The organism is Endozoicomonas numazuensis (assembly GCF_000722635.1).
GTDB lineage: Bacteria > Pseudomonadota > Gammaproteobacteria > Pseudomonadales > Endozoicomonadaceae > Endozoicomonas_A > Endozoicomonas_A numazuensis.
In genome coordinates, this window is the sequence record NZ_JOKH01000001.1 from 860324 (window position 1) to 881847 (window position 21524).

Annotated in this window: 22 protein-coding genes; 8 read left to right on the plus strand and 14 right to left on the minus strand. The window is 47.5% G+C overall.

Features of this window, described 5'->3' with window-relative positions:
• Nucleotides 1–195: 195 nt before the first annotated feature.
• Nucleotides 196–684, minus strand: a complete 489-nt coding sequence (locus GZ78_RS03950; RefSeq protein WP_051785794.1) for a pilin — start codon at nucleotides 682–684, stop codon at nucleotides 196–198.
• An 809-nt stretch (nucleotides 685–1493) separates the two neighbouring features.
• Between GZ78_RS03950 and GZ78_RS03955 the strand changes: the two genes are divergently transcribed.
• Nucleotides 1494–1772, plus strand: a complete 279-nt coding sequence (locus tag GZ78_RS03955) for a type II toxin-antitoxin system Phd/YefM family antitoxin (RefSeq protein WP_034832922.1) — start codon at nucleotides 1494–1496, stop codon at nucleotides 1770–1772.
• On the plus strand, nucleotides 1763–2170 hold the full coding sequence (locus GZ78_RS03960) for a type II toxin-antitoxin system VapC family toxin (protein ID WP_034832924.1): 408 nt from the start codon (nucleotides 1763–1765) through the stop codon (nucleotides 2168–2170). The genes GZ78_RS03955 and GZ78_RS03960 overlap by 10 nt, the downstream gene beginning before the upstream one ends.
• 74 nt (nucleotides 2171–2244) lie before the next feature.
• On the opposite strand, the gene modC is transcribed toward GZ78_RS03960, so the two are convergent.
• Genes modC through moaD form a run of 5 tightly spaced genes read right to left on the minus strand, consistent with a single transcriptional unit; the run spans nucleotide 2245 to nucleotide 5481 of the window.
• Entirely contained in the window at nucleotides 2245–3318 is a 1074-nt protein-coding gene (gene modC, locus GZ78_RS03965; RefSeq protein ID WP_034834130.1) for a molybdenum ABC transporter ATP-binding protein, read from the minus strand.
• 23 nt (nucleotides 3319–3341) lie between these two features.
• Nucleotides 3342–4016 carry a molybdate ABC transporter permease subunit gene (gene modB, locus GZ78_RS03970; protein ID WP_034832926.1) on the minus strand — a complete coding sequence of 225 codons (675 nt, stop codon included), beginning with the start codon at nucleotides 4014–4016 and terminating at the stop codon, nucleotides 3342–3344.
• 9 nt (nucleotides 4017–4025) lie between these two features.
• The gene (gene modA, locus GZ78_RS03975; protein ID WP_051785796.1) at nucleotides 4026–4766 is read right to left on the minus strand and encodes a molybdate ABC transporter substrate-binding protein; all 741 of its coding nucleotides are present in this window, start codon (nucleotides 4764–4766) and stop codon (nucleotides 4026–4028) included.
• A 2-nt stretch (nucleotides 4767–4768) separates the two neighbouring features.
• Entirely contained in the window at nucleotides 4769–5233 is a 465-nt protein-coding gene (gene moaE, locus GZ78_RS03980; RefSeq protein ID WP_034832933.1) for a molybdopterin synthase catalytic subunit MoaE, read from the minus strand.
• A 2-nt stretch (nucleotides 5234–5235) separates the two neighbouring features.
• The gene (gene moaD / locus GZ78_RS03985) at nucleotides 5236–5481 is read right to left on the minus strand and encodes a molybdopterin converting factor subunit 1 (RefSeq protein ID WP_034832935.1); all 246 of its coding nucleotides are present in this window, start codon (nucleotides 5479–5481) and stop codon (nucleotides 5236–5238) included.
• Nucleotides 5482–5562: 81 nt separating this feature from the next.
• On the opposite strand from moaD, the gene GZ78_RS03990 reads away from it, so the two are divergent.
• On the plus strand, nucleotides 5563–5793 hold the full coding sequence (locus GZ78_RS03990) for a hypothetical protein (protein WP_034832936.1): 231 nt from the start codon (nucleotides 5563–5565) through the stop codon (nucleotides 5791–5793).
• A 10-nt stretch (nucleotides 5794–5803) separates the two neighbouring features.
• On the opposite strand, the gene GZ78_RS03995 is transcribed toward GZ78_RS03990, so the two are convergent.
• Together GZ78_RS03995 and GZ78_RS04000 are read right to left on the minus strand one after the other, a co-directional pair.
• On the minus strand, nucleotides 5804–7438 hold the full coding sequence (locus GZ78_RS03995; protein WP_051785764.1) for an IS1182 family transposase: 1635 nt from the start codon (nucleotides 7436–7438) through the stop codon (nucleotides 5804–5806).
• Between the two features lie 135 nt (nucleotides 7439–7573).
• On the minus strand, nucleotides 7574–8695 hold the full coding sequence (locus GZ78_RS04000; protein ID WP_034832938.1) for an RNA-guided endonuclease InsQ/TnpB family protein: 1122 nt from the start codon (nucleotides 8693–8695) through the stop codon (nucleotides 7574–7576).
• A 159-nt stretch (nucleotides 8696–8854) separates the two neighbouring features.
• Between GZ78_RS04000 and GZ78_RS04005 the strand changes: the two genes are divergently transcribed.
• Nucleotides 8855–9184, plus strand: coding sequence for a hypothetical protein (locus GZ78_RS04005; RefSeq protein ID WP_034832940.1), 330 nt, complete (start codon nucleotides 8855–8857; stop codon nucleotides 9182–9184).
• A 42-nt stretch (nucleotides 9185–9226) separates the two neighbouring features.
• Here the strand turns inward: GZ78_RS04005 and moaC are convergent, their stop codons facing one another.
• The 3 genes from moaC to mobA all read right to left on the minus strand — a co-directional run bounded on the left by moaC (nucleotide 9227) and on the right by mobA (nucleotide 10892).
• Complete coding sequence (gene moaC, locus GZ78_RS04010; RefSeq protein ID WP_034832941.1) at nucleotides 9227–9700, minus strand: cyclic pyranopterin monophosphate synthase MoaC; 474 nt, start codon at nucleotides 9698–9700, stop codon at nucleotides 9227–9229.
• Complete coding sequence (moaB, locus tag GZ78_RS04015) at nucleotides 9700–10242, minus strand: molybdenum cofactor biosynthesis protein B (RefSeq protein WP_034834133.1); 543 nt, start codon at nucleotides 10240–10242, stop codon at nucleotides 9700–9702. The genes moaC and moaB overlap by 1 nt, the downstream gene beginning before the upstream one ends.
• 74 nt (nucleotides 10243–10316) lie before the next feature.
• Nucleotides 10317–10892: a molybdenum cofactor guanylyltransferase gene (gene mobA / locus GZ78_RS04020; RefSeq protein ID WP_034832943.1), complete on the minus strand. Its 576-nt coding sequence runs from the start codon at nucleotides 10890–10892 to the stop codon at nucleotides 10317–10319.
• 335 nt (nucleotides 10893–11227) lie between these two features.
• Here mobA and GZ78_RS04025 point away from each other — a divergent pair, with 335 nt between their 5' ends.
• The 3 genes from GZ78_RS04025 (at nucleotide 11228) to GZ78_RS04035 (ending at nucleotide 16536) form a co-directional block, all read left to right on the plus strand.
• Nucleotides 11228–14344 (plus strand): hypothetical protein, encoded by a 3117-nt coding sequence (locus GZ78_RS04025; protein ID WP_034832944.1) that lies wholly within the window; start codon nucleotides 11228–11230, stop codon nucleotides 14342–14344.
• A gap of 81 nt (nucleotides 14345–14425) precedes the next feature.
• Entirely contained in the window at nucleotides 14426–15916 is a 1491-nt protein-coding gene (locus tag GZ78_RS04030; protein ID WP_152558538.1) for an SLC13 family permease, read from the plus strand.
• 44 nt (nucleotides 15917–15960) lie between these two features.
• Nucleotides 15961–16536, plus strand: coding sequence for a YcgN family cysteine cluster protein (locus tag GZ78_RS04035; protein WP_236631471.1), 576 nt, complete (start codon nucleotides 15961–15963; stop codon nucleotides 16534–16536).
• A 12-nt stretch (nucleotides 16537–16548) separates the two neighbouring features.
• On the opposite strand, the gene GZ78_RS04040 is transcribed toward GZ78_RS04035, so the two are convergent.
• The 3 genes from GZ78_RS04040 to GZ78_RS04050 all read right to left on the minus strand — a co-directional run bounded on the left by GZ78_RS04040 (nucleotide 16549) and on the right by GZ78_RS04050 (nucleotide 18989).
• Nucleotides 16549–17457 carry a DMT family transporter gene (locus tag GZ78_RS04040; protein ID WP_034832947.1) on the minus strand — a complete coding sequence of 303 codons (909 nt, stop codon included), beginning with the start codon at nucleotides 17455–17457 and terminating at the stop codon, nucleotides 16549–16551.
• Nucleotides 17458–17608: 151 nt separating this feature from the next.
• Nucleotides 17609–18058, minus strand: coding sequence for a GNAT family N-acetyltransferase (locus tag GZ78_RS04045; protein ID WP_034832949.1), 450 nt, complete (start codon nucleotides 18056–18058; stop codon nucleotides 17609–17611).
• Nucleotides 18059–18242: 184 nt separating this feature from the next.
• Entirely contained in the window at nucleotides 18243–18989 is a 747-nt protein-coding gene (locus tag GZ78_RS04050) for an enoyl-CoA hydratase-related protein (protein ID WP_034832950.1), read from the minus strand.
• 903 nt (nucleotides 18990–19892) lie between these two features.
• On the opposite strand from GZ78_RS04050, the gene GZ78_RS04055 reads away from it, so the two are divergent.
• The gene (locus GZ78_RS04055; protein ID WP_034832952.1) at nucleotides 19893–21407 is read left to right on the plus strand and encodes an IS1182 family transposase; all 1515 of its coding nucleotides are present in this window, start codon (nucleotides 19893–19895) and stop codon (nucleotides 21405–21407) included.
• The last annotated feature ends 117 nt before the right edge of the window (nucleotides 21408–21524 follow it).

Below are 21524 nucleotides of genomic sequence, written 5' to 3' on the forward strand. Positions count from 1 at the left end.
GCTGGAAGGCTTGAAGGCTGGAAGGCTGGAAGGCTGGAAGGCTGGAAGGCTGGAAGGCTGGAAGGCTGGAAGGCTGGAAGGCTGGAAGGCTGGAAGGCTGGAAGGCTGGAAGGCTGGAAGGGATTTTGATTGAGGTGTGGGGGTTGTCAAGGATATTCATATGCATTCCCACGCCGGAGCGTGGGAACGAGTCATTTATGGAGTACGACAGTTTGCAGGTACAAACTCATTCTCAATTGAATTGTTACCTGCTTCATCACCTGACCTGCATACCCAAACACCGCCAGCAGTGCGGAACAATGATATAGCATTGCCATTCACATCAGGGGTACCACTAGTAAATGTATAAACAATTGCACCCGCTCCATCTTCTGCTGGAGCTGATTCATCAGTATCAGGGGTACTAACGTCATCAGGGGTAGCGGTAGATGGAACCAATGTAATATTTCCATTACTAGGTTGATTCACGCCGATATCTGTAGGGTCGTTAGTAACTACACCATTTTCCATGACCCAGTTTTCTACCCCAACTTTATTCGCTGCAATTGCGCTAAGTGCTGTGCTAACCAATGCTCGACTTTGATACGCCTGATACTGAGGAATAGCCACAGCTGCCAACACACCAATGATCGCCACTACGATCATCAATTCAATCAGCGTAAAACCGCTTTGTTGTTTTTTCATTATTCTTAGCCCCCTGAGGACATACATTTTTATTGTTTTGGCCAAACTGCCGCTGCCGGGCCTAAGTACACACCAAAAACGACCATAATCGTCTTTATTTTGCACTGTTTACCCGCGGTGCCCGACAGTGACGCTTCCATAAAGATTTTTTCATCCAGTCGGCTCTTTAGAATGCTGCTTTATCTATCCATGGAAAGGTAAATAACGGGGCATTGCTAAGGCTGTTTTCTTGTGATGAAAAAATAACCACTCATGGCTGTAATGTCTTCCTGACTGCTCGCTGAGAGCTTTTGAGTGTCGAACTTTCAGTCTACTTATTATTTGATGAGACCCTGTGCGAAAGCCCTACGCTCACCTTATCCATACAGCAGAAACAGCACACAGATAAGGGTAATTCCTTACCCCAGTACGATATAGTTCACAGCAAAAAAAGCAACCTTTTTCTTGGGCATTTCTGTTGTTCAGGTCAACTTTTTCAGCTTGACAGAAAGAACGGTTTCTGACGTTTAATAGTGCTTCACAATTTAACCACTCACTTACTCTCCCAAGGCTTAAAAAGGAAGATGAAGAGTGTTATGCAGGCTGTAGCAGATAAACATTAAGCTACGATGACAAAGCAGTATTGAGTATCAGGAATTGAGAATAAGGTCACTGACCAGAGTGGACATCACCCTAACCAAGAATCGTGACTTTTAAAAAATCATCTCACACTGTGTGAAAAAACACTCCAATAATAACTTTACATAATTTGCGAAAAGTATGTAATTAAACTATTTTGGACAGAGTAATACTCAAAATGGTATTTCGATATGTCTTCCATAACTGGAAACATTACAGCTACAGAGCTGGCCAGAAACCTTTCTGACACCATAGACTCTGTTAAAGCCTCCGGTAAAAGCCTGCTTATTACCCGAGGAGGAAGGCCTGCTGCAACCCTCTCACCTCCTCCTAAGCAGGGTCTTACTGTTGATGAGCTGGTAGAACTCCTCTCTACCATGCCAAGACTGGGTGATGATGGAGAAAGCTTTGCAGAAGATGTCAGATCTGCTCGTTCTAATGATTCACTACCGGATTCACCATGGGACTGATCGTCGACACCAATGTTTTCATTGATATTGAAAACAACCGCCTTTCCTATGATGTTCTGACTCAATACCGAGCATACGGAAGCACTTATCTGGCAGCTATCAGTGTTTCTGAACTCCTGGTAGGTGTACACCTTGCTAAAACGCCCACACAGCGGATCAAAAGGGAGGCTTACGTAGAAAGTTTGTTGGCCAGAATGGAGGTTATAGATTTTGATTCACGAGTGGCCCGAACCTATGCTCATTTACATGGACATTACCTGAAGCCAAGAAAACAGGCTTCACCCGGTGTCCATGATCTTCTGATTGCTTCAACTGCCATTACCTTTGGATATCCAGTACTTACTTCTAACCGTCAGGATTTTATAAAAATCCCCGGCCTTGAAGTATTGGCTCCATAACACCAGACGACCATCAAACGATGAAAGCAACCCTATTCTGCCCACAGAACTCTGTCGACTCTTAACTCATACAATCAAATAACTTCAAGCCCACAAGCCTTAAAGTGTGCAAAAACCTTCATACCCACTTTCAACTGCAAACGATCCACGGACTTTCTGGTCACCATGACCATTAACTTTTGTTCACCCGTGCACAGCGTGACTAACTGGTGCCAGTCATCCCGTGCTTGAATGGACTCAATGATAACTGGCAGCCGATTCAACACACTGGTGTCGCTAAAGTCATCCAACACAATACTGACTTCATGTGCGGGAACAATCATTCGAACAGTGGCTCCCGGTTCTAATCCCGCTTCATGGACTTGCAATTCATTCCCTTGTGCATTCAGAACGGTGAGCCCATAGTTTTTATCATGACCCACCACTTCCGCTTCAAGCATGGACAGCAAAGGTTCATGTTGATCATCAACAGCCATTGCATTATTGAGCAACACCTGGCTCTGGTCTTTAGCCGTCACAGCCCCCCGGTGCAATAACAACACCTGATCCGCCAGACGAGCCACTTCTTCTCTTGAGTGGCTGACCATGATGACAGGAATGCCAAAGTCCCGATGAATACTTCTTAAGCAAGGTAAAATCGCTGCTTTGGAATCCCAGTCCAGTGAGGCTAAAGGTTCATCCATTAACAGCAGTTGTGGTGCATTCAATAACGTTCGGGCAATGGCGATTCGCTGCTTTTCTCCGCCCGACAGTTTTTCAATCCCGCGATTCAGTAAGTGGCCAATACCCAGTTGCTCAACCACTTCATCAAACTGCAGCCCCTGTCGTTCAGAACACGCCCTTTTTATTGAAAACCGGAGATTACCCAGAACGCTGAGATGAGGGAACAAGCGGGCTTCTTGAAAGATATAGCCAATACCCCGTTGTTCTGGTGGCAAAAATACGCCCTGCTCGCTGTCCATCCAGACTTCATCTTTAAACTGAATACGACCTTTCGCGTGTTTTTCAAGACCGGCTATGGTTCTCAGTAACGAGGTTTTACCACAGCCTGATGCGCCCATAATGCCCCAGACAGCATCCAGTTCCAGCGCAGTCTTCACCGTAAGGTCAAACTGTTCCCGGGGTAGTTGAAGATCCAGTTTCAACATCTGCTTCAACATCTGCGTCAACATCAATGACTACTCACTCCCGAACCTTGTCTTTTATCAATACTGTACAGAGCCACCAGCATCAGCAGAGCAAACACTAACAAACCCGCCGCCATGGTATGAGCCTGATCAAACTGTTGTGTTTCCACAGCATCATACAGTGCAATAGACAACACCTGAGTTTCGCCCGGTATGTTGCCACCAATCATCAGCACCACACCAAATTCTCCCACGGTATGGGCAAACCCCATACAGGCCGCCAGCAAGAGGGCCCTGAGGGCATTAGGCAGCACAATATTCATAAACCGGTCCAGGCGACTGGCTCCCAGCATGGCAGCGGCTTCCAGTAAACCGTGGTCCAACTGTTCAAAGGCTCTCTGCAGGGGTTGCACGACAAAGGGCAGAGAATACAACACAGAAGCCACCACCAGTCCTGAAAAACTGAAGGCCAGGGTAGAGCCCGTTAAGTCTACCCACCATTGACCCAGGGTATTTTCAGGAGAGAAGGCTATCAGTAGATAAAACCCCAGAACGGTAGGCGGGAGAACCAGAGGCAAGCCGACAAAAGCTTCTATCAAAGGTCGCCAGCGACTTTTCATATTGGCCAGCTTCCAGGCCAGAGGTATCCCCGCCAACATCAGGAGAAGTGTCGTCGTCAAGGCCAGTTTAATCGTCAGCCATATGGCTGTGGTCAGCATTATTGAGCCTTATTTAATTGGGGAGTGATAGCCATGCTCAGCCATATAATTCTGGGATGATTCAGACAGCACAAAGGCTGCAAAGGCCCTGGCTTCCTTGCTGTTTTGAGTGCTTTTGAGTACTACCATATCCTGACGAATCGGGTCATAAAGCGTGTCTGGAACATAGGAGATCCGCTTCAATGCTTCACCTGACAGCTGGGATAAAGCCACCAGCCCTACATCAACATTACCACTGGCAACAAACTGCCATGTCTGCTGAATGTTCGCCCCCTGCACTAAACGTCCCTGATAGTTTTGCCATAAACCCAGATTTTCCAGAGTCTGTTCTGCAGCAAATCCATAGGGCGCAGTTTTGGGATTAGCCATCGCCAACTTACCCTTCCAGTCTTTTAACTGATCCAGAGTGAAGGGCTTTTTAGGGTCCGTATTTCGATCCCACAACACCAGACGTCCAATAGCGTAAGTCTTGCGACTGTCTGGCAGAACTTTTCCCTTTTTTTCCAGCTCTAAGGGTCTGGTTTGATCTGCTGAAAAAAACAGATCAAAAGGAGCACCGTGCATAATCTGGTTGTACAGCACACCGGTGGATGCCGAAGCTATGCTCACTTTATGACCGGTCTGTTTCTTGAACTGTTCCGCCAGATGTTCCAGCACCGGCTTGAAATTAGCAGACACTGCCACCCTAAGATCAGCGGCCATACTGTGCATACTGAACAACATGGCCAGCGTACCCAACCCATACTTCACCACTATTCCTGACCCCTGCATTCCTGACCCCAGCGCTTTGCAGCTTCTTCATCGGATTCACGGGCATCCACCCAGCGATCCCCTTCAGCGGTCGTTTCTTTTTTCCAGAAAGGAGCCCGGGTTTTCAGATAGTCCATGACAAATTCACAGATTTCAAAAGCGGCCTTTCGATGGGCACTGGCGACCCCTACAAAAACGATACGGTCACCAGGGTGCAACTGTCCCACCCGATGAATGACCTTGATGGCCTGTAATGGCCAGCGCTCAGCAGCTTCATCAATGATTGCCTGAAGCGCTTTTTCGGTCATACCGGGGTAATGCTCAAGGTACAGTCCCCCGACATCATCCCCCAGGTTTTCATCTCTCACCAGCCCGGTAAACGTCACCAGAGCACCCGTACCGCAATTGCTGCTGAGTTGGTCCTGCTCAGAACCCGGATCAAAATCCTCCTGCTGAATAGAGATCATACTCAGCCACCTGTTACTGGAGGAAAGAAAGCAATTTCATCGCCTTCTTTAATGTCGAAATCCTTACGGGTCATACTCTGGTTTAGGGCTACTAACGTACGGCTGTCAGTTACCACTTCCTGCCAGTCCGCTCCTTTTTCACAAAGCATCGCACGCAGTGCAGAAAGATTAGCGGGCACCTCGGGCAGCTCCAGACTGTCGACACCAAGCTTCTCACGGTAGCTGGCAAAAAAAAGAATTTTAATCACGAAACGCACTACCTTCTAAAAAACATCTGCTATTTTGGAAGTTCAACTCGATATAATTTTCACTGCAGTAAGGCCATTTTAATGCCATCAATCGAAGCCCGACTTGATAAGCTGGAAATACAACATAAAAATCTTGATGCTGATATGCATAGCCTCGTAAAGGTCTGTGCAGAAGTTAAAAATATCGCCCTTACCAACCAGAGTGATATAACCGGCTTAAAACTTGACGTGTCCGATGTTATAAACGACATCGCTGATGTCAAGAACGATGTGAATTCGCTGACACTCCCCGCCCTAAAGAGGGTGTCTTAAAAGCCAAAATTCAAACCCAGTGAGGCGCTTTGCTCGGTGTAGAGTGACACTTCATTGGGACTCTTTCCCAGCTGTCCATTTTTTCTATAAATGGGTGACACTTCTCAAACAACGCCCAGAGAAGCCAGTTGTACCATAAAATAGCGTAAATATTGGCCTTTACAGCCCTACTCAAGTTGTAAGCCAGCAAGTGCAAACCAAATTCCAGTTTAACCTTTTCCAGCCCCTTGCGACGGAAGCGGTTTAATCCCTGTACATCCCGTAAATAGGCAAACACAGGTTCAACCATCGCCTTCCTTTTGCTGAAAGACTTTTTGGCTTTCGGATGCTGCATAACCTGCCTCAGTGCATCTTTAGCATCATCCATTGCATAGCGCTTTATGCGCCGCCCCTTCTTATTGCTCGTGCATTTATCTTTGAGAAGGCAGCCTTCGCAAGGCCCATTGCCATATATCTTCTGCTCCTTTGTGCGAGCGCTCCCTTTTATCTTACCAATGGGAGTCAACTCTTTTCCTGCAGGGCAACGATAAACGTCATTGGTTTCATCGTAATAAAAATGTCCCTTCTGGAACTTTTTGGATTCTTTGGGTTTGCCTGGTTCTTTACCCTCAGGGCATAGCAGGCTGATATCGTGCTCCAGACTGGTTGCAATGACTTCATCATTAAAATAACCAGCATCCAATAGCATTTCATCGACTGGTTTACCCGTGATCTGCATTGACTGATCAAGCATTGGATTTACGACAGTAGTTTCATTGGTAGGGTCTACAGCCTGAGCCAGTACCACCCGCTTGTTATTAGCTAATACGGATGGCTTGTAACTCGTTGTGTACCCTCGCCCCCGTTTCATCTTTTGGACAACAGCTTCAGGCTCTGTAGGGCTTACGACAGCACTTTCTGACTTACCGTTCTTCTTTCGCTTCGCGTTGCGTTCAACGACTGCTTCGAGAGCACTGCTGGCCATCTCCAGATTCTTTTGGCTTTCAGGGCAATCTGGATGGTTGTCAGCTTGCGTTTGTGCTGCTTCATGCACCTGTTGCGCAGCTTCCTGCTTCATCAGGTTGTAATTTGAGCAAGCGGCTTCTATAACGGTCCCATCACCAGCCAGACAACTTCCATCGGAGTCTGTTTTTTTGAGAACGGCTCGTGTCAGGCTTTCAAAGAAAGCACCGGTCATGGACTCGCTGTGCATATTGATGAAGCGACCAATAATGGCATGGTCTGGAAAAATCCCTCCGGTAACCCACATACAGCCAAGATCGACACGGGCTAATCGTTCCAGAGTTCTCAACGAGGTAATGCCTTGCATAATGCCATAGAGAATCAAACCCATCATATTACGGGGTGAATAAGGAGGACGTCCTTCTAATGCATACCTTTGCTCAAAATCAGACCAGTCCTGTTCATCAAGAAGGGATGCAACGGTAAAAGGTGTTTTTTGACCGGTTAGTTCAAGGTGCTCTTTCAGGTTAGTGTTGCCAAGAGTGATTGCGTTGGGGTCAGGAGCAACAAAACGTCGTTTGCCTGTTTTGTTGGCTGATCTTTTGGATTCATCCTGTTTTTTGTGATCAGAACTACTGGCTGTACCTGAAAAAATATCGAGCTGTGGAGCAGTATTAATTTTTATTTGAGTTCTTGTCGTCATGCTGAAGCCGGTAAAGCTACTTGAATATACAGATTACCGGCTTGTAGTAGGTTTTGCGACACCCTCTAAAGGGCGAGGGTTCTTAGATCGCTCCAAGAACCTTCCTGTTTCAAACACGCCTTCCCTAGATAGTGGCTAGGCCGCTATCCCCGTTTCAGTCGCTCCACAGGCTAACCCCGCCAGTCCGGCGGTTTTTATATTGATGGCCGCATTAATGTCCCGATCGTGGTGGGTTTTGCATTCCGGACAATCCCACTCTCGAATAGACAACGGTAGACTTTCATGAATAAACCCACAGCTTGAGCATCGCTTTGAACTGGGCAAGAATCTGTCTATTTCAGCAACAGTACAATCAGCCCACCCAGCCTTGTACTGCAACTGCCTGACAAATTCTCCCCAGTTAGCATCAGCGATATGCTTCGCCAGCTTTGGGTTTTTGATCATATTCTTCACTGCAAGGTTTTCGACGCAAATAACTTGGTTCTCGTTGATGAGTTTGCGGGATGCTTTATGGGTAGCATCCATCCGGCAGTCGGCTATTTTTGCATGAAGGCGGGCAACCTTAAGCCTTACTTTGGCTCTGTTTTTGCTGCCTTTCTGCTTTTTCGCCAGCTTACGCTGAAGGTAGGCGAGATTTTGCTCGTAGCGTTTGGTGAACTTGGGATTACCGGATTTTTTGCCATCTGAAGTGATGAACAGATCAGTTAAACCTAAATCAATGCCCACTGTCTTGTTACGGATGGGCATTGGTTTAGCTTCAAAATCACACAGCATGGAAACAAAGTACCGTCCTGCTCTGTCTTTGCTTATAGTGATACTGGAAGGCTCGGAAGATAGCTCTCGACTCCAGCGAATATTAAGCGGCTCTTTGCTTTTGGCAATGAATAGCTGCCCCTCTTTCAGCCTGAATGCTGCTTTGGTTAATCGGATGCTTTGTTTGGAGTGCCTCTTTTTGAAGTTCGGGTATTTGGCTCTACCTGCCCAGAAGTTTTTGAATGCTTCTTGCTGATCCCTCAAGCATTGTTGAAGCGGTACGCTTGATATGTCGCTCAGCCACGGGAACTCTGATTTGAGCGAGACAAGCCGCTTTTCAGCTTGAGAGTGAGATACACTGCCTCCGTCCTTGTAGTACACATCAGTACGGAAGCGTAATGTATTGTTGTAGACAAAGCGAGTACAACCGAACGACTGGGCAAGTAGTTGCTCCTGCTCAGTTGTTGGATAGAATCGTTCTTTGTAGGCTCGTTTTGTTTTCATACTGAGCAGTTCACAGTATTCTTGTAGTTCTGTAAATACCTCAACCCTAGCCCTTTACGGGCTAGTCGCTTGTATCACCGCCCGATTGGGCGATGCTTTACGCGAAAGTTGGTAAAGGATCATGTCAACGCACTAACAGCGGCTACTCATGCGGGTTTCATGAGATCGGACAAACGCTTCGATGAGATGGATGCTAAATTCTCCGAACGCATGGATCAAATGGACTCCAAGTTCTCCGAACGCATGGATCAAATGGACTCCAAGTTCTCCGAACGCATGGATCAAATGGACTCCAAGTTCTCCGAACGCATGGATCAAATGGACTCCAAGTTCTCCGAACGCATGGATCAAATGGACTCCAGGTTCTCCGAACGCATGAATCAAATGGACTCCAGGTTCTCCGAACGCATGGATCAAATGGACTCCAGATTCACTGAACGTTTTGAACAGCTGGAACTGTTAATCCGCCAGCTGCATCCTACCAGCTAAAAACCAGTAAGCCAGCGGCAATCTTTTATGTTGCCCTGGTGCTTATTCAGCCTGATAATGGCCACTCTTGCCACCGCTTTTCTCAAGTACACGTACACCTTCGATACACATATCCTTGTCTACTGCCTTACACATGTCGTAAATCGTCAAGGCAGCCACTGAAGCCGCCGCCAGCGCTTCCATTTCCACACCGGTTTTTCCGCTCAAGCGACAACACGTCTCAATGCGTATGCGGTTTTGCTCAGGCTCAAGTTCAAACTCTACACCAATGAAATTGAGCATCAGTGGGTGACACAGTGGAATCAATTGACCGCATTGTTTGGCCGCCTGAATGCCGGCAATGCGGGCAACAGCCAACACATCACCTTTTTTCAGGCCATTGTCAGCAACCAGAGACAGAGTTTCCGGCTTCATGACCACAAACCCTTCTGCCCTGGCTTCACGACGTGTGGTGTCTTTGTCACCCACGTCCACCATACTGGCCTTACCCTCGTCGTTGGTATGCGTCAGCGACATCAGCCTTCAACCTTTTTCAGTGGCTCAACTTTTTTTAGCTGTTCTACAAAATTGCAAGGACGGTGACGGCTGTCCAGTTGCTCTTTGATAATACCTTCCCAGGCGGTCTTGCAGGCATTATTGGAACCAGGCATGACAAAAATAACGGTGCCATTAGCAAAACCGGCTACGGTTCGGGACTGTATGGTGGAAGTTCCAATCTGTTCATAAGAAAGTTGGCGGAACAGTTCACCATAGCCGTCTACTTCCTTGTCAAAAATAGGGAGTAATGCTTCCGGCGTACTGTCACGACCCGAAAAGCCTGTACCACCCGTAACCAGAACGGCCTGGACATTTTCCGAGGCGATCCAGCGGGACACCACTTCTCGAATCTTGTAGATGTCGTCTTTTACAATCGCTTTGTCTGCCAGTTTATGGCCAGTGGCTGTCAGGTTATCCACCAGCAGGTGGCCTGAGGTATCTGTTTCTTCGGTACGGGTATCAGAAACAGTCAGTACCGCAATATTCAGGGGTACAAATTCAGTTACTTGCTTATGAGCCATCGTGTCTCCGTTGATACCGTTTTTCATTGCTCAAATTTTTCACCGCTCACTCTTTTCCGCTCACTCTTCTCCGCTCACTCTTCTCCGCTCAGGGCTGTATGGGCGCGACGCCATTCATCGGGAGTATTGGTGTTCTGGAATTGCACTTCCATTTCATCAGGAAGCGATATGGCCACACCCTGCAGACGATCAAACAGCCGTCTCAGAGAATAGTCTTTATGATCCTGGCTGCTCAGCGCATGTTTGACGGTTTCTCGCAACTGACGGTTTACAGGCAGGATCAAAGGCAGGGAAAAAGCTTCAAACATAACAGCTCTGCCCTGTTTGGCCGTGGATGATACCAGCTTTTTACAGGCTTCTGGTGGCAACAAAGGCATATCCACCGGTACCACCAAAAGGTTCACTCCATCAGAGAGTGACTCTATAGCGGCATGGACACCACTGAGTGGACCTTTTCCGGGAATTTTATCCACAAGAGCCCTGCTGCCACACTGAGCGCCACTGAGCAGCACTTCTTCTATACCGGATTCATACAGCAGGTTTTGCATATGTTGATAAAGGGGAATGTTTTGCCAGATAAGACGAGCCTTGTCTTGCCCCATGCGAGAAGACTGGCCGCCAGCCAGCACCAATCCGATTGTCTTGGCCATAGTCACCACGCCCTGACACTGAGTAAGCCGGAAGGAACTTTGCCTCCCTCCGGAGAATGGGCAGAGATTCTATCAGCCTGACCGGCCAAGGTTAAGGCTGAGCCCATGTTTTAATCGGGCAGTTATTTCAAGACAAATTCTAAGGTCATTAGCCGCAAACGGTGGTCTTGCCTCTACTGATGTAATGATTTGCGGTGCATTGTATGACCTGTTCACGCCTTCCTCGGTTTTGGTGGCTCTTTTTTCTCTTCACCCCCCCAACTCTCTGCCGCTAAATAAAGAGATGGATTCCGTCCGGAAAACTCCAGTTACGAAGGGAAGCATCAGGGACTGTTATGCACACCATTGAACAACAGATAAGCCAAAACCTTGGACTTATTGATCAGGCCGCCCGGGAAGGTCGTGCCTGCCGCGTTACTTTGCATAATGGCGTCCCCGTAGTGGAAACTTCTCCGACCAATACTGTGAAGAAAAACACCTGGAAGCTCTCGCACCGCAGAAACAAGGCAGCAGAGAAAAAACTCAGGGATATGGTAGTGGAGGTGATTGGCAAGCCTGACACCCGCCTGGCTTTAAAAAAGCAGGTTGTTGAAGGTGTCAAAGCTCGACGCTATCGCTTTTTTTCAGAGAGAGACGCCAGTGTAATTGAGAAGAACGAGGCTCTGTTATTAGCCCCGGTGCAACAAAAACCGCCAGCCTCCCAAAAAAAGCTACCAAAAAGAAAAATAAAATTGCTGGATGCCATGGAATCCAATGGATCTGCCAAACTGGTTCTCAGAAATCCCCGCAGGGATCGACTCCCAGACGCTATGAAAAGCAGCGGTCCCGCCAAAGTGGTTAAAAAGCGGGAGCATCAGGAAAGGCCTCCTATTCCATTTACTCCACCCTCCATCGTTATCAGTCCTCCACAGGAAGAAGCAGTAAAATTGGATTCATCCAGACTGGTCGACTTCGATACGTCGTCACTGCTCGCTACGCCTTCAGAAGACAGCACGCCCCCCGTTTCAGAGGGAATCCCATACACACCAACACCTGTAGATTTACCGGACATATCGACTCAAGCGCCTGCTTTCCAGGTTTCAGGGCCTATTAGTCTGGTGCCTCTGGATCAAATGGAGCGTCCTGATTTTTTTCCAAAAGAACCCGGAAAAATGCTGGGCGATGCGTGTCATGATCTTGCAAAAAAAATGCCTAACATCAATTTGGCTGACGCGAATGAATTTCTCTGGCTGTACTACACCTGTGAATTCCTTGAAGTTGGCAGTTCAGATGCAGCAGATGAGCTCAAAACAAAGCTGGATCAGAATTTTTCTGCTGCAGGTTTGTCTTCCCAATATAAAAGGCTCCAGACCGAAAAAATGTGGCAGGCTGTTCGACTGCTTAAAATCGACAGGTCACCGGAAGCCTTCACCAGGCTCATCGATGAGATGAGTGAGATCGGCACACCACTGCGTTTCAAGCTGACTCAACATCTGGTGAAAGATATTGACGAAAGAAGTTTCCGTAAAGTGCCCAACCCCAATGGAGACCCTGCCAAAAAAGTGGACTCCCTTCAGCTGGAGTTTCTTGAGCAAGTCCAGGATACCGATGAATTAATGGAAGACCTTGGCTTTGAAATCTATGACCCGGACGAGAGCGACAAGCCACTGACGGTCAGATCACAGCAAGTCGATGTCAGAGCCCAGCTCAAGGATGAACTGTTAATCTACAGCACAGAACATGAGTCTTTTGCTCAGCTGGTCGACCAGCTGGAAGCGATTGATCCTGACGCGATGAGTAAGAAAGTCAAAGACAATGAAAGACTGACTCCGGAAGAATTGAATGCCATTGTTGCCGCCAAAAAACAAAAGCTGGAAATTGCCCAGACTCTGGGAAGAAAATGGGGCGATTCCCTTTTGTTGGACGGACGCAACTGGCCAGACGACGATGCCAGACACACTTTGCTAAAACTTCATCAGCTTGCCATTCTAAACAGCCCTGTAATAAGTACCGCCCTGAACAGCTGGATCCTGAATAAACATCAGGAGAAAGAATACCATCCGCAGGTGGTCATAGAGGGTTCCAGCTCCCATGGTTTATTAGCCGCACTGACTCAAGTGGAGGCAGGCGCTGATGTCACGCTTCTGCTCAGTTCCGAGCCACTCTTTGATCCTGCCGAAACGATTCGGCTCGACCCTCAATGGATAGAAACCTTGCGTTTTCATCTGGGTGGACAGTTTGACCAACTGTTCACTTCTGTGCCCGCTGTAGAATATGAAGAGAGTCGCTCAGGCCTGATTCATTCTGACGGATTTGGAGAAGTGTCAGCAAGCGCCCTCCATCAAGCTCTCTGGAATCAGGTCCAGAAGGTGGCACAGTACAAGTCCTCTCCCCTTAGAATGGTTTCCAATACCAGAGTTACCGAAATTGAAACACCTGATCAGCATGATGAAAAATACCTGCTCCATGTGGAGCAACAAAACGGAGAGAGCACCCTCAGGCATAAAATTCCTGTCGACCTCCTGATCAATGCCGGTAAAGCACCTAACGCTGTCAGTGCTGATTTTCTGGAAACCGTGACAAAAGTTGACGAAATCCCCAGTGTGGCCCAGAAAGCTCAGCCCAAACCGCCCAAGCGGTTAGCCAGCCGGTGTACTTTCTCATTACCCCAGTCGCCCACTCTTACCAAACCGACAGGTGAAAGCCCCTTTGATATTGTTGTTCCAGACAAAACATTCCATAAGTCTCTGGTCAGAAACATATTGGACAGACTGGGACACAAAGCCCCTCCAATGCCAGGGGTAAGAGAGAAGGTTCAGGCGGACATCCGCCTTCATCTCATCGAGAGAAAGGAAAGCTTTGATAACAAAAGCCAATACAAGCTTGCTGAGGAGATGAAAAAACTTTATCTCTCTATGAAAACTACCCCTATGCATTTGAAAACATTCCACTCAGAAAGCCGGGAATCTCTTCAACTCGAAATGGAACTGCCTCAGCCCATCAGCGCATTTCTAGATACTGCAAACGCTTATCTGAAGCATAACGATGCTACCCCCCAAGAGGCCGGGATTATTTGCCAGCACATTCTGTCAGCCTGGTTTGAAACGGTTGCCATCCATATACAGCTGCCCAAAAGAGGGATACGGCCCAAGCACCTGAGACCAGAAACCCTGTCTACTTTTTCAGCTGAGCAGACATTCCTTGAGCCTCCCGTTCATACCCTGGAAGCCAATAACAGTATTCTAACCTTAACAGCCATTGGCCCGGCAGCTGTCAATAATCCATTATCCCCTGAAGCCAATCAAAGCTCGGCCAGAGAACATATTCTTCAATGTCAGGCATTAACGGAAAAACTATCAGAGCACCATACTAAAGAGGGTCATCTGAATGACCCTGAAAGCCTTCTTGAAGATGCCGGAACGCTGGAACAGCACTATGAGCTGCTGAATGATTTTGTTAATAGTGAAGATTAATCCTGCAAGCTGCCAAACCTTGATTAGACTTTAGAGTTTTGCTCCTCCCTGCTAAAACTAATAATCGAATGAGGTTGTATCGTGTCCAGCCATATGGAAAACCCATCTGCATTAAAACTATGGACAGCACGACTGGCAGTCCCACTGTCGTTCTGCGCACTCTTTCTGGTGATTTCTTTACCTGTTGAGGGCTTGACTGCCTATGGGCAAATCATGCTGGGCATTCTGGTTATGGCGGTGATCCTCTGGGTAACCGAAGCCCTGGCCTACCCCATCAGCGCCCTGCTTATTGCAGCACTGGTCACACTACTGATAGGCATTGTCCCAAACAGTGAAACGGGAGCCGTGCTGGGAACCAGTAAAGCACTGGGACTGGCAATGAAAGGGTTCTCATCCCCCAGTATCATAGTCATTGCCGGTGCGCTGATTATGGCAGCAGCGATGCAATCGACCGAACTCGACAAACGAATAGCTCTGGCCATTTTGTCACGCATTCACCCCACTCCTGGCGCTATCATAGCGGGCTGTCTTCTGGTCGGCGTTGTGTTCTCTTTCATGATTCCCTCCCCTACCGGTCGTACTGCAGTACAGGTTCCTATTCTGGCTGGCGTAGTCGCCACTCTCGGTCTGGACCCCAAAAGTCGTCTGGCAGCCATTCTGGTCATTGGGGCTGCTCAGGTCAGCACTATCTGGAACGTTGGCGTCATGACCGCCACAGGCCACAATGTGGCTGGACTGGAGCTGATGTATGAACACACCGGCTTCACCATGACCTGGATTCAATGGTTGATTCATGCAGGCCCCTGGTCAGCATTAATGACGGTTATTCTCTTTTTTATTCTGAAGATGGAGATGAAAGGGCACACCCTCAAAAGTAATATTGCAGACTCCCTTCACTCTTCTTCCGAACCCTGGACCACCCGACAGAAAAGACTGGCTCTATTTACTGTTCTGCTGATCAGTCTCTGGGTGACAGAAGGTTCTCTTCACCACATCACCGTACCGGCCACTATGTTATTGATGGCTGTTTGCCTGCTGCTACCCGGAATTGGCGTCTTTGATAGCTGGAAAGATGTTGAAAAACGCCTTCCCTGGGGAGTCATGGTCATGTTCGGAGTCAGTATCAGCCTGGGTCAGCAACTGGTGAATACTGGCGCTGCGGCCTGGCTGGCTGAAATTTGTTTTTCCTCCATGGAAATCCACACCATGTCGGTGGCTCTGCTGGTGTTTGTGATGACCCTGTTCACGGCGGTGATGCACCTGGGCTTTGCTTCGGCAATGAGCCTGACAGTGGCGGTATTACCCGTGTTTCTGGCTTTCTCCGATACCCTGCCAAACAGCATGATGCATAATGCCATGGGACTGGTGCTTCTCCAGTTGTTTGCAGTGAGTTTTGGCATGATTCTGCCGGTGAACGCACCTCAGAATATGGTGGCGTACTCAACAGGCACCTTCCCGGCAAAAACATTTGTACGGATAGGTGTGCTGCTGACCCTGGCCAGTCTCCTGACTTTTGTACTCTTTTCCATGACCTGGTGGCAGTGGACAGGACTCTTGTCGCCAGCTCAGTAACCCAGGAGCCTATTGCTTCATGAGTGTGAAACCAGCTTTTTACCGTGAATTTTTTTCACCCCCGAGGGGGACGAAAAATTGTTTCAGTCGCTCAAGACTATTTCTTTACCCGAAGAATTACGGTAGGTTTCGCACTCTCAATACCATCAAACTTTCAGCCTATGTCCACCCCTGACCAAGAACCCTTCTGGCGTACTAAAAGCCTGGAAGCCATGACCCGCAATGAATGGGAAGCGCTTTGTGATGGCTGCGGACGCTGCTGCCTGAATAAGTTGATCGACGACAACACTGACGAGATTCACACCGTTGCCGTCTCCTGCAAACTGCTTGATCTGCAAAGTGGTCGTTGTCAGAACTACAAGCATCGCCGAAAGTTCGTGCCCGACTGCATTATATTCACTCCCAAAACGCTTCATGAACACCTCCCATGGCTGCCCGACAGCTGTGCTTACCGGCTATTACATGAAGGGTATGATCTTCCTGAATGGCATCCGCTGGTCAGTGGCGATCCGGACTCTGTACACAAGGCGGGCTTTTCTGTTCAAGACAAACAGATCGTTTCTGAAGAAGAGGTACCCGAACCCTCAGACTGGTTTGATTACATTATTCGTGTAGGTTGATACTAACATTCATCAGGTCGCTGAAGGTCTTTTTTGCTCATCGGATGCCAAAGGAGCTGTTTCCTTTTGCGGCCGACTATTAACGAAAATAGACAACAAGCCTGCAGCTACCACCAGAGCCATTCCCACAAAGGCCAGGGTATCGGGTATATGACCCCAGCCCCACCAACCCAGTAGACCTGCAAATACCACTCCACAGTAGTTTACCGGAGCCACTACACTGGCCCTGGCCCAGGTATAAGCCTGAGTGTATAACCACATAGTGATACAGATTGAAGCACCCACATAAAGAAGATAGGGAAGTGTCCACAAAGGGATTACCTTCCAACTCAAAAACGCCATGGGCAAACTGCATAAAAAAGAGATCAGGAAATAAAAAAACATGATCCGGCTGGAAGGCTCTGTAGACGACAAAGCCCTTGTTCCAACCATAGAAAAAGCCAAAAACAGCCCAGACGTCAGCCCCACAATATGCCAAATACTGATGCCTTCAAAATCAGGTTTAAGAATTAAAAGCACACCAGCAAAGCCAAGTAACATAGGTCCCCAGGATTTACCCGGCACCTTGAATTTCAGCCAAAGCCAGACCACCAGAGGTACAAATAACGGCCCGGTATTTCTTAGCAGAGTGGCTTCCACCAAAGGAATGTAGGCCAGAGCCTGATAATAAGCGTAGAAGCAGAGCCAACCCGTTATCCCTCTGACCAGATGAGCGCCCAGGCGCTCAGTTTTCAGGCTTGATGCAGAACGTTTTAACAACCAGGGCAGCATCAGCAACAAACAGATAAAATACTGAGCCAGTACAATGACTGGAACAGGTACATCACCGGAGATCAGTTTACTGGCAGCACCCGCAGTACTGGCCACAATGGCTGTAGCCAGAGCATAAGTCACCCCTTTGGGAATATTTTCTGTCTGCACTCGTTCTCCTAAGGAATAGTCCGTAAATAACTACCTTATTTGACCACCCCCCGTTCGGGCTGAGCCTGTCCAAGCCCAGAGCCACCCCCCTTCGACAAACTCAGGGTGAATGGAGCCATGTTTTAATCGGGAATTTATTTCGAGACAAATCCTAACCTGTCTTCTGGTAAATATCAGGCTCAAGCCTTTCCATAAGCCGCTCAGGCAGGCTCAGCCCTTTAAAGCCAAATTGCTCATAAAGTCCATGGGCATCAGCAGTAGCGAGCATAAAACGTCGCAATCCCTGCAATCCCTGCAATCCTTCAACCGATTGAATACAGGTCATCATCCATTTGCTTAACCCCTGCCCTCTATGTTCAGGCAGAATAAAAACATCGGACAGATAAGCGAAAGTGGCCTGGTCAGAAATCACTCGGGCAAAACCTATCTGTTTTTCATCGAGATACAGACCAAAACATAGAGAATGCTCTATAGACAGCTCTACTGTTTTTCGAGGAATACCGCTGGCCCAATAAGAGTTCGTCAAGAACTGATGAATGATATCAATATTCAGCAGAGACTTGTCTGTACTGATTCGGAACTCATCCTGTATCCATTCCATTGTTCTCTTTTACCTTCCGTTCTCCATATACACATGGTTAAAGTCATTTCATCGTCAACAATCGATCAATGACTTTAACATCCATAAATCTTCGGGACTTAAGCTATTAAAATTGGAATTGTCTTAGATGTGCTCTGAAAAACAGGACTTTTGACACCTTCCTTAAGTCCAACAGGTTCTTTTATCAGGCTTTTCCCATAAATGCGCCCATGATTTCCCGGGCTTCATCTGACTGCAGTCGTTCAGCAAAAATTATGCCTTCATCAGCGATTCTTTTTTCTACATCACTGCGATAAGACTGCTTAAGAAGCCGCTTGGTGGACTTCAGAGCTTCAGCAGGCTTGGCTGCTAACGCTTCTGCTTTCGCCAATGCGTGTTCAAAGATATGATCGGTATCAACCGCTTCGTTGGCGATCCCGTAATCCCGTGCGGTTTCAGCGTCAAAAAAATCGCCTAACATCAACAATTCAGAAGCACGCTGATGACCCATTAGCTCAGGTAAAAGAAGGCTGGAAGCGGCTTCTGGCACCAATGCCAGATTCACAAAAGGCAATCTGAGTTTGGCATTTTTGGCAATATAAACCAGGTCACTGTGCAGCAACATAGTGACACCAATACCTACTGCTACACCGCTGACAGCAGCAACCAGAGGCTTTTCTAAAGCGACCAGTTGACGAAGAAATGTCATTACCGGAGAGTCCAGGCCCAGACCTTCCTTCAGAAAGTCACCAAGGTCATTACCTGCCGTGAAAGCATCCGTGTACCCCTGAATCAGGACAACACGAACAGAATCATTTTTATCAGCATCGGCCAGCGCATTAGCCATTTCGGTGTACATGGCACTGGTCAGGGCATTCTTTTTTTCCGGTCTGTTCATGGTAACAATCAGAACCGAACCACTTTGCTCAAGTACTACATTATTGTCAGACACATTCACCACCTTCTATTGCTCAAGGCTGCTTGAGCGTTGTTTCTTATTTTCCAGAGACTGCAACTCTCTTGTGCTTTGGACAATAACAGCCATAAGCCAGTGAAACAATTTTTAGACACCTGCCAAACCAAAAGCTAACCCATAAAAAAAGCCCCGAGTCATCAATGATGACCGGGGCAAAGGCACCTGACATGCACATCGCTAAGGATCAACCTCAACAACCGTGCTCTTTTTCACCATGACTGATTAACAATAAACGTCAGCGGGCGAATCCGGCTTCCCGTCAGGCAGGGAAAATCAGATAAATATTTATTAAAACAACTAATTAAGCAGCATCTATTCCTGAAACTATTCTTATTCGTTTCTCTATAAGCACCCGACACTGACACTATGACTAACAAACTCAGGGTCGTTTTTATTCTTATTTGAAGAGCACTTCTTCATGAACTTGAGGCCTATAGTGCCTTGAAAGTTAACCACTTTCTTAGTCCATAAGGGTTAAATGTTAAAACCAGTAAAATACCTGAATACGCTGCTCATTCTATTGATCCTGACAAGGCCCGGTTATTGCGAGCCTCATCGACCCACCGTGCATATTCCGGAACTGACTTTCAGTCTTTTAAACAATCAAACTGAACGCTTCTACGGCTCCAATATTGATCTAAGGATTTGCCCCAAAATAACTTCCCGATTTTCACCCGGATTCCGTTCGCCCTGAGCTTGTCGAAGGGTTTTGGCACTGGGCTTCGACAAGCTCAACCCCAACGGATTTTGAGCAGATTTGAATAAGGAAGTTATTTTGGGACTACTCCTTATCAGCATTCAATGAACCTTACCTAGGAGGCTGACCGAGAATAGGCTTATCCGCTATGATAAGCCTTAAATCAACCTTGATGATGCCTGATGTCACCACCAAAATTCAAAGATAGCCCTGTTGAGTTCGATCAGCACCTACTGTTTCCAACCAATATTTTCGATCTGCTTTCCAAAGATCATGACTGTTTTGTCTACGAAGGCATCTTTCAGAGCATTGATACATCTGAAGTCGAAAAAAAATACCACCACCTTGGCCAACACGCTTATCCCCCGAAGCTCATTGTCGCCATCCTGATCTACGCCTATAGCCATGGCGTTTTCAGCTCCCGTGAGATTGAACGTCGCTGTCGGCAAGATCTGGCGTTTATGTACATCTCGCAAATGAATTGCCCGAACTTCAGAGTCCTGGGTGACTTTCGTAAAGATAACCTGTCCTTCTTCCATGACTGCTTCAAACAATCCGTCAAGCTGGCAATGGAGCTGGAACTGGCATCGCTCGGGCATATCAGTCTGGACGGTTCAAAGTTCAAAGCCAACAGCTCAAAGCACAAGGCCATGAGTTACGGGCGACTCAAGCTCAAAGAAGCAGAACTCAGTGCAGAAATTGATGACCTGATCGAGAAAGCCAGTCAATGCGACCAGGAGGAAAATGACACCTACAAAGAAGCCAGTGGTTACAGCATTCCTGAAGACCTCCAGTTCAAAGAAGAGCGGTTAAAGAAAATCAGGGTAGCCAAAAAAGCCCTCGAAGAACGAGAGAAAGCCCTGAACCCGGACGAACCAATAGACGACAAAAAGCAGATTAGTTTTGCAGATCATGATGCCCGGATGATGACCAAGAAAGGTTACTGTGATTACAGCTACAACGCTCAGATTAATGTTGATGCCGATCACCAGATCATTGTTGGCCAGCATATCAGCCAGCACGCCAACGATGTGCAGGAAGTTGAACCTGCGCTTCAGGCGCTGACAGAAGCCATTGATGATGCAGTTGTAGGTATGTGGAGCATGGATAATGGTTACTTTTCAGGGCCAAACCTGCATGCTGTGGATGAGCACGGAATAGACAGTTATATCGCTACCGACAGAGAAGAAAAGCCGGCTACGGATGACCTTGAAGACAGCGATCGAAAATTTGTCAAAGCAGATTTTACATACGAGATAGAATCAGATGTGTTTATCTGTCCGGCGGGCGAACAGATGGTTACCGACCCTGCCAGTAAAGCCAAGAGAAAGAGTTACAGAGCAAATAAGGATGTATGCAAGAAGTGCCCTTATCGCTTCAGATGTAGCGGTTCGAAGAAAAGTGCGGGGCGTGTCATTCGTACAGACAAATTTGAAGTTGCACGTCAGGCCATGACTAAAAAAATGGAGACAACCGAGGCGAAAAGCATCTATGAGCGTCGCAAGGTGATAGCAGAGCCGCCGTTTGGTCAGATAAAGAACTCTGGATTCAGGGGCTTCAACCTGCGAGGGAAGGAGAAAGTTGAGGCCGAGTTCTCATTGGTATGCACAGCTCATAATTTCAAAAAATTTGTGAAGGCGGTCTCAACGGGATCAGTCCGCCTTGAAGATTTGGAAAAGGTTAAAAAAGCGGCATAAAGGCCAGGAAAAGGTGTAAATCTGCCAAAATGGGAAAAATCCCGCATAAAGGCGGTTATTTTTTGCCCATGTTTGAATTATAAAAGCTCATTGCCGCTCTCGTTGACCTATTCTCGG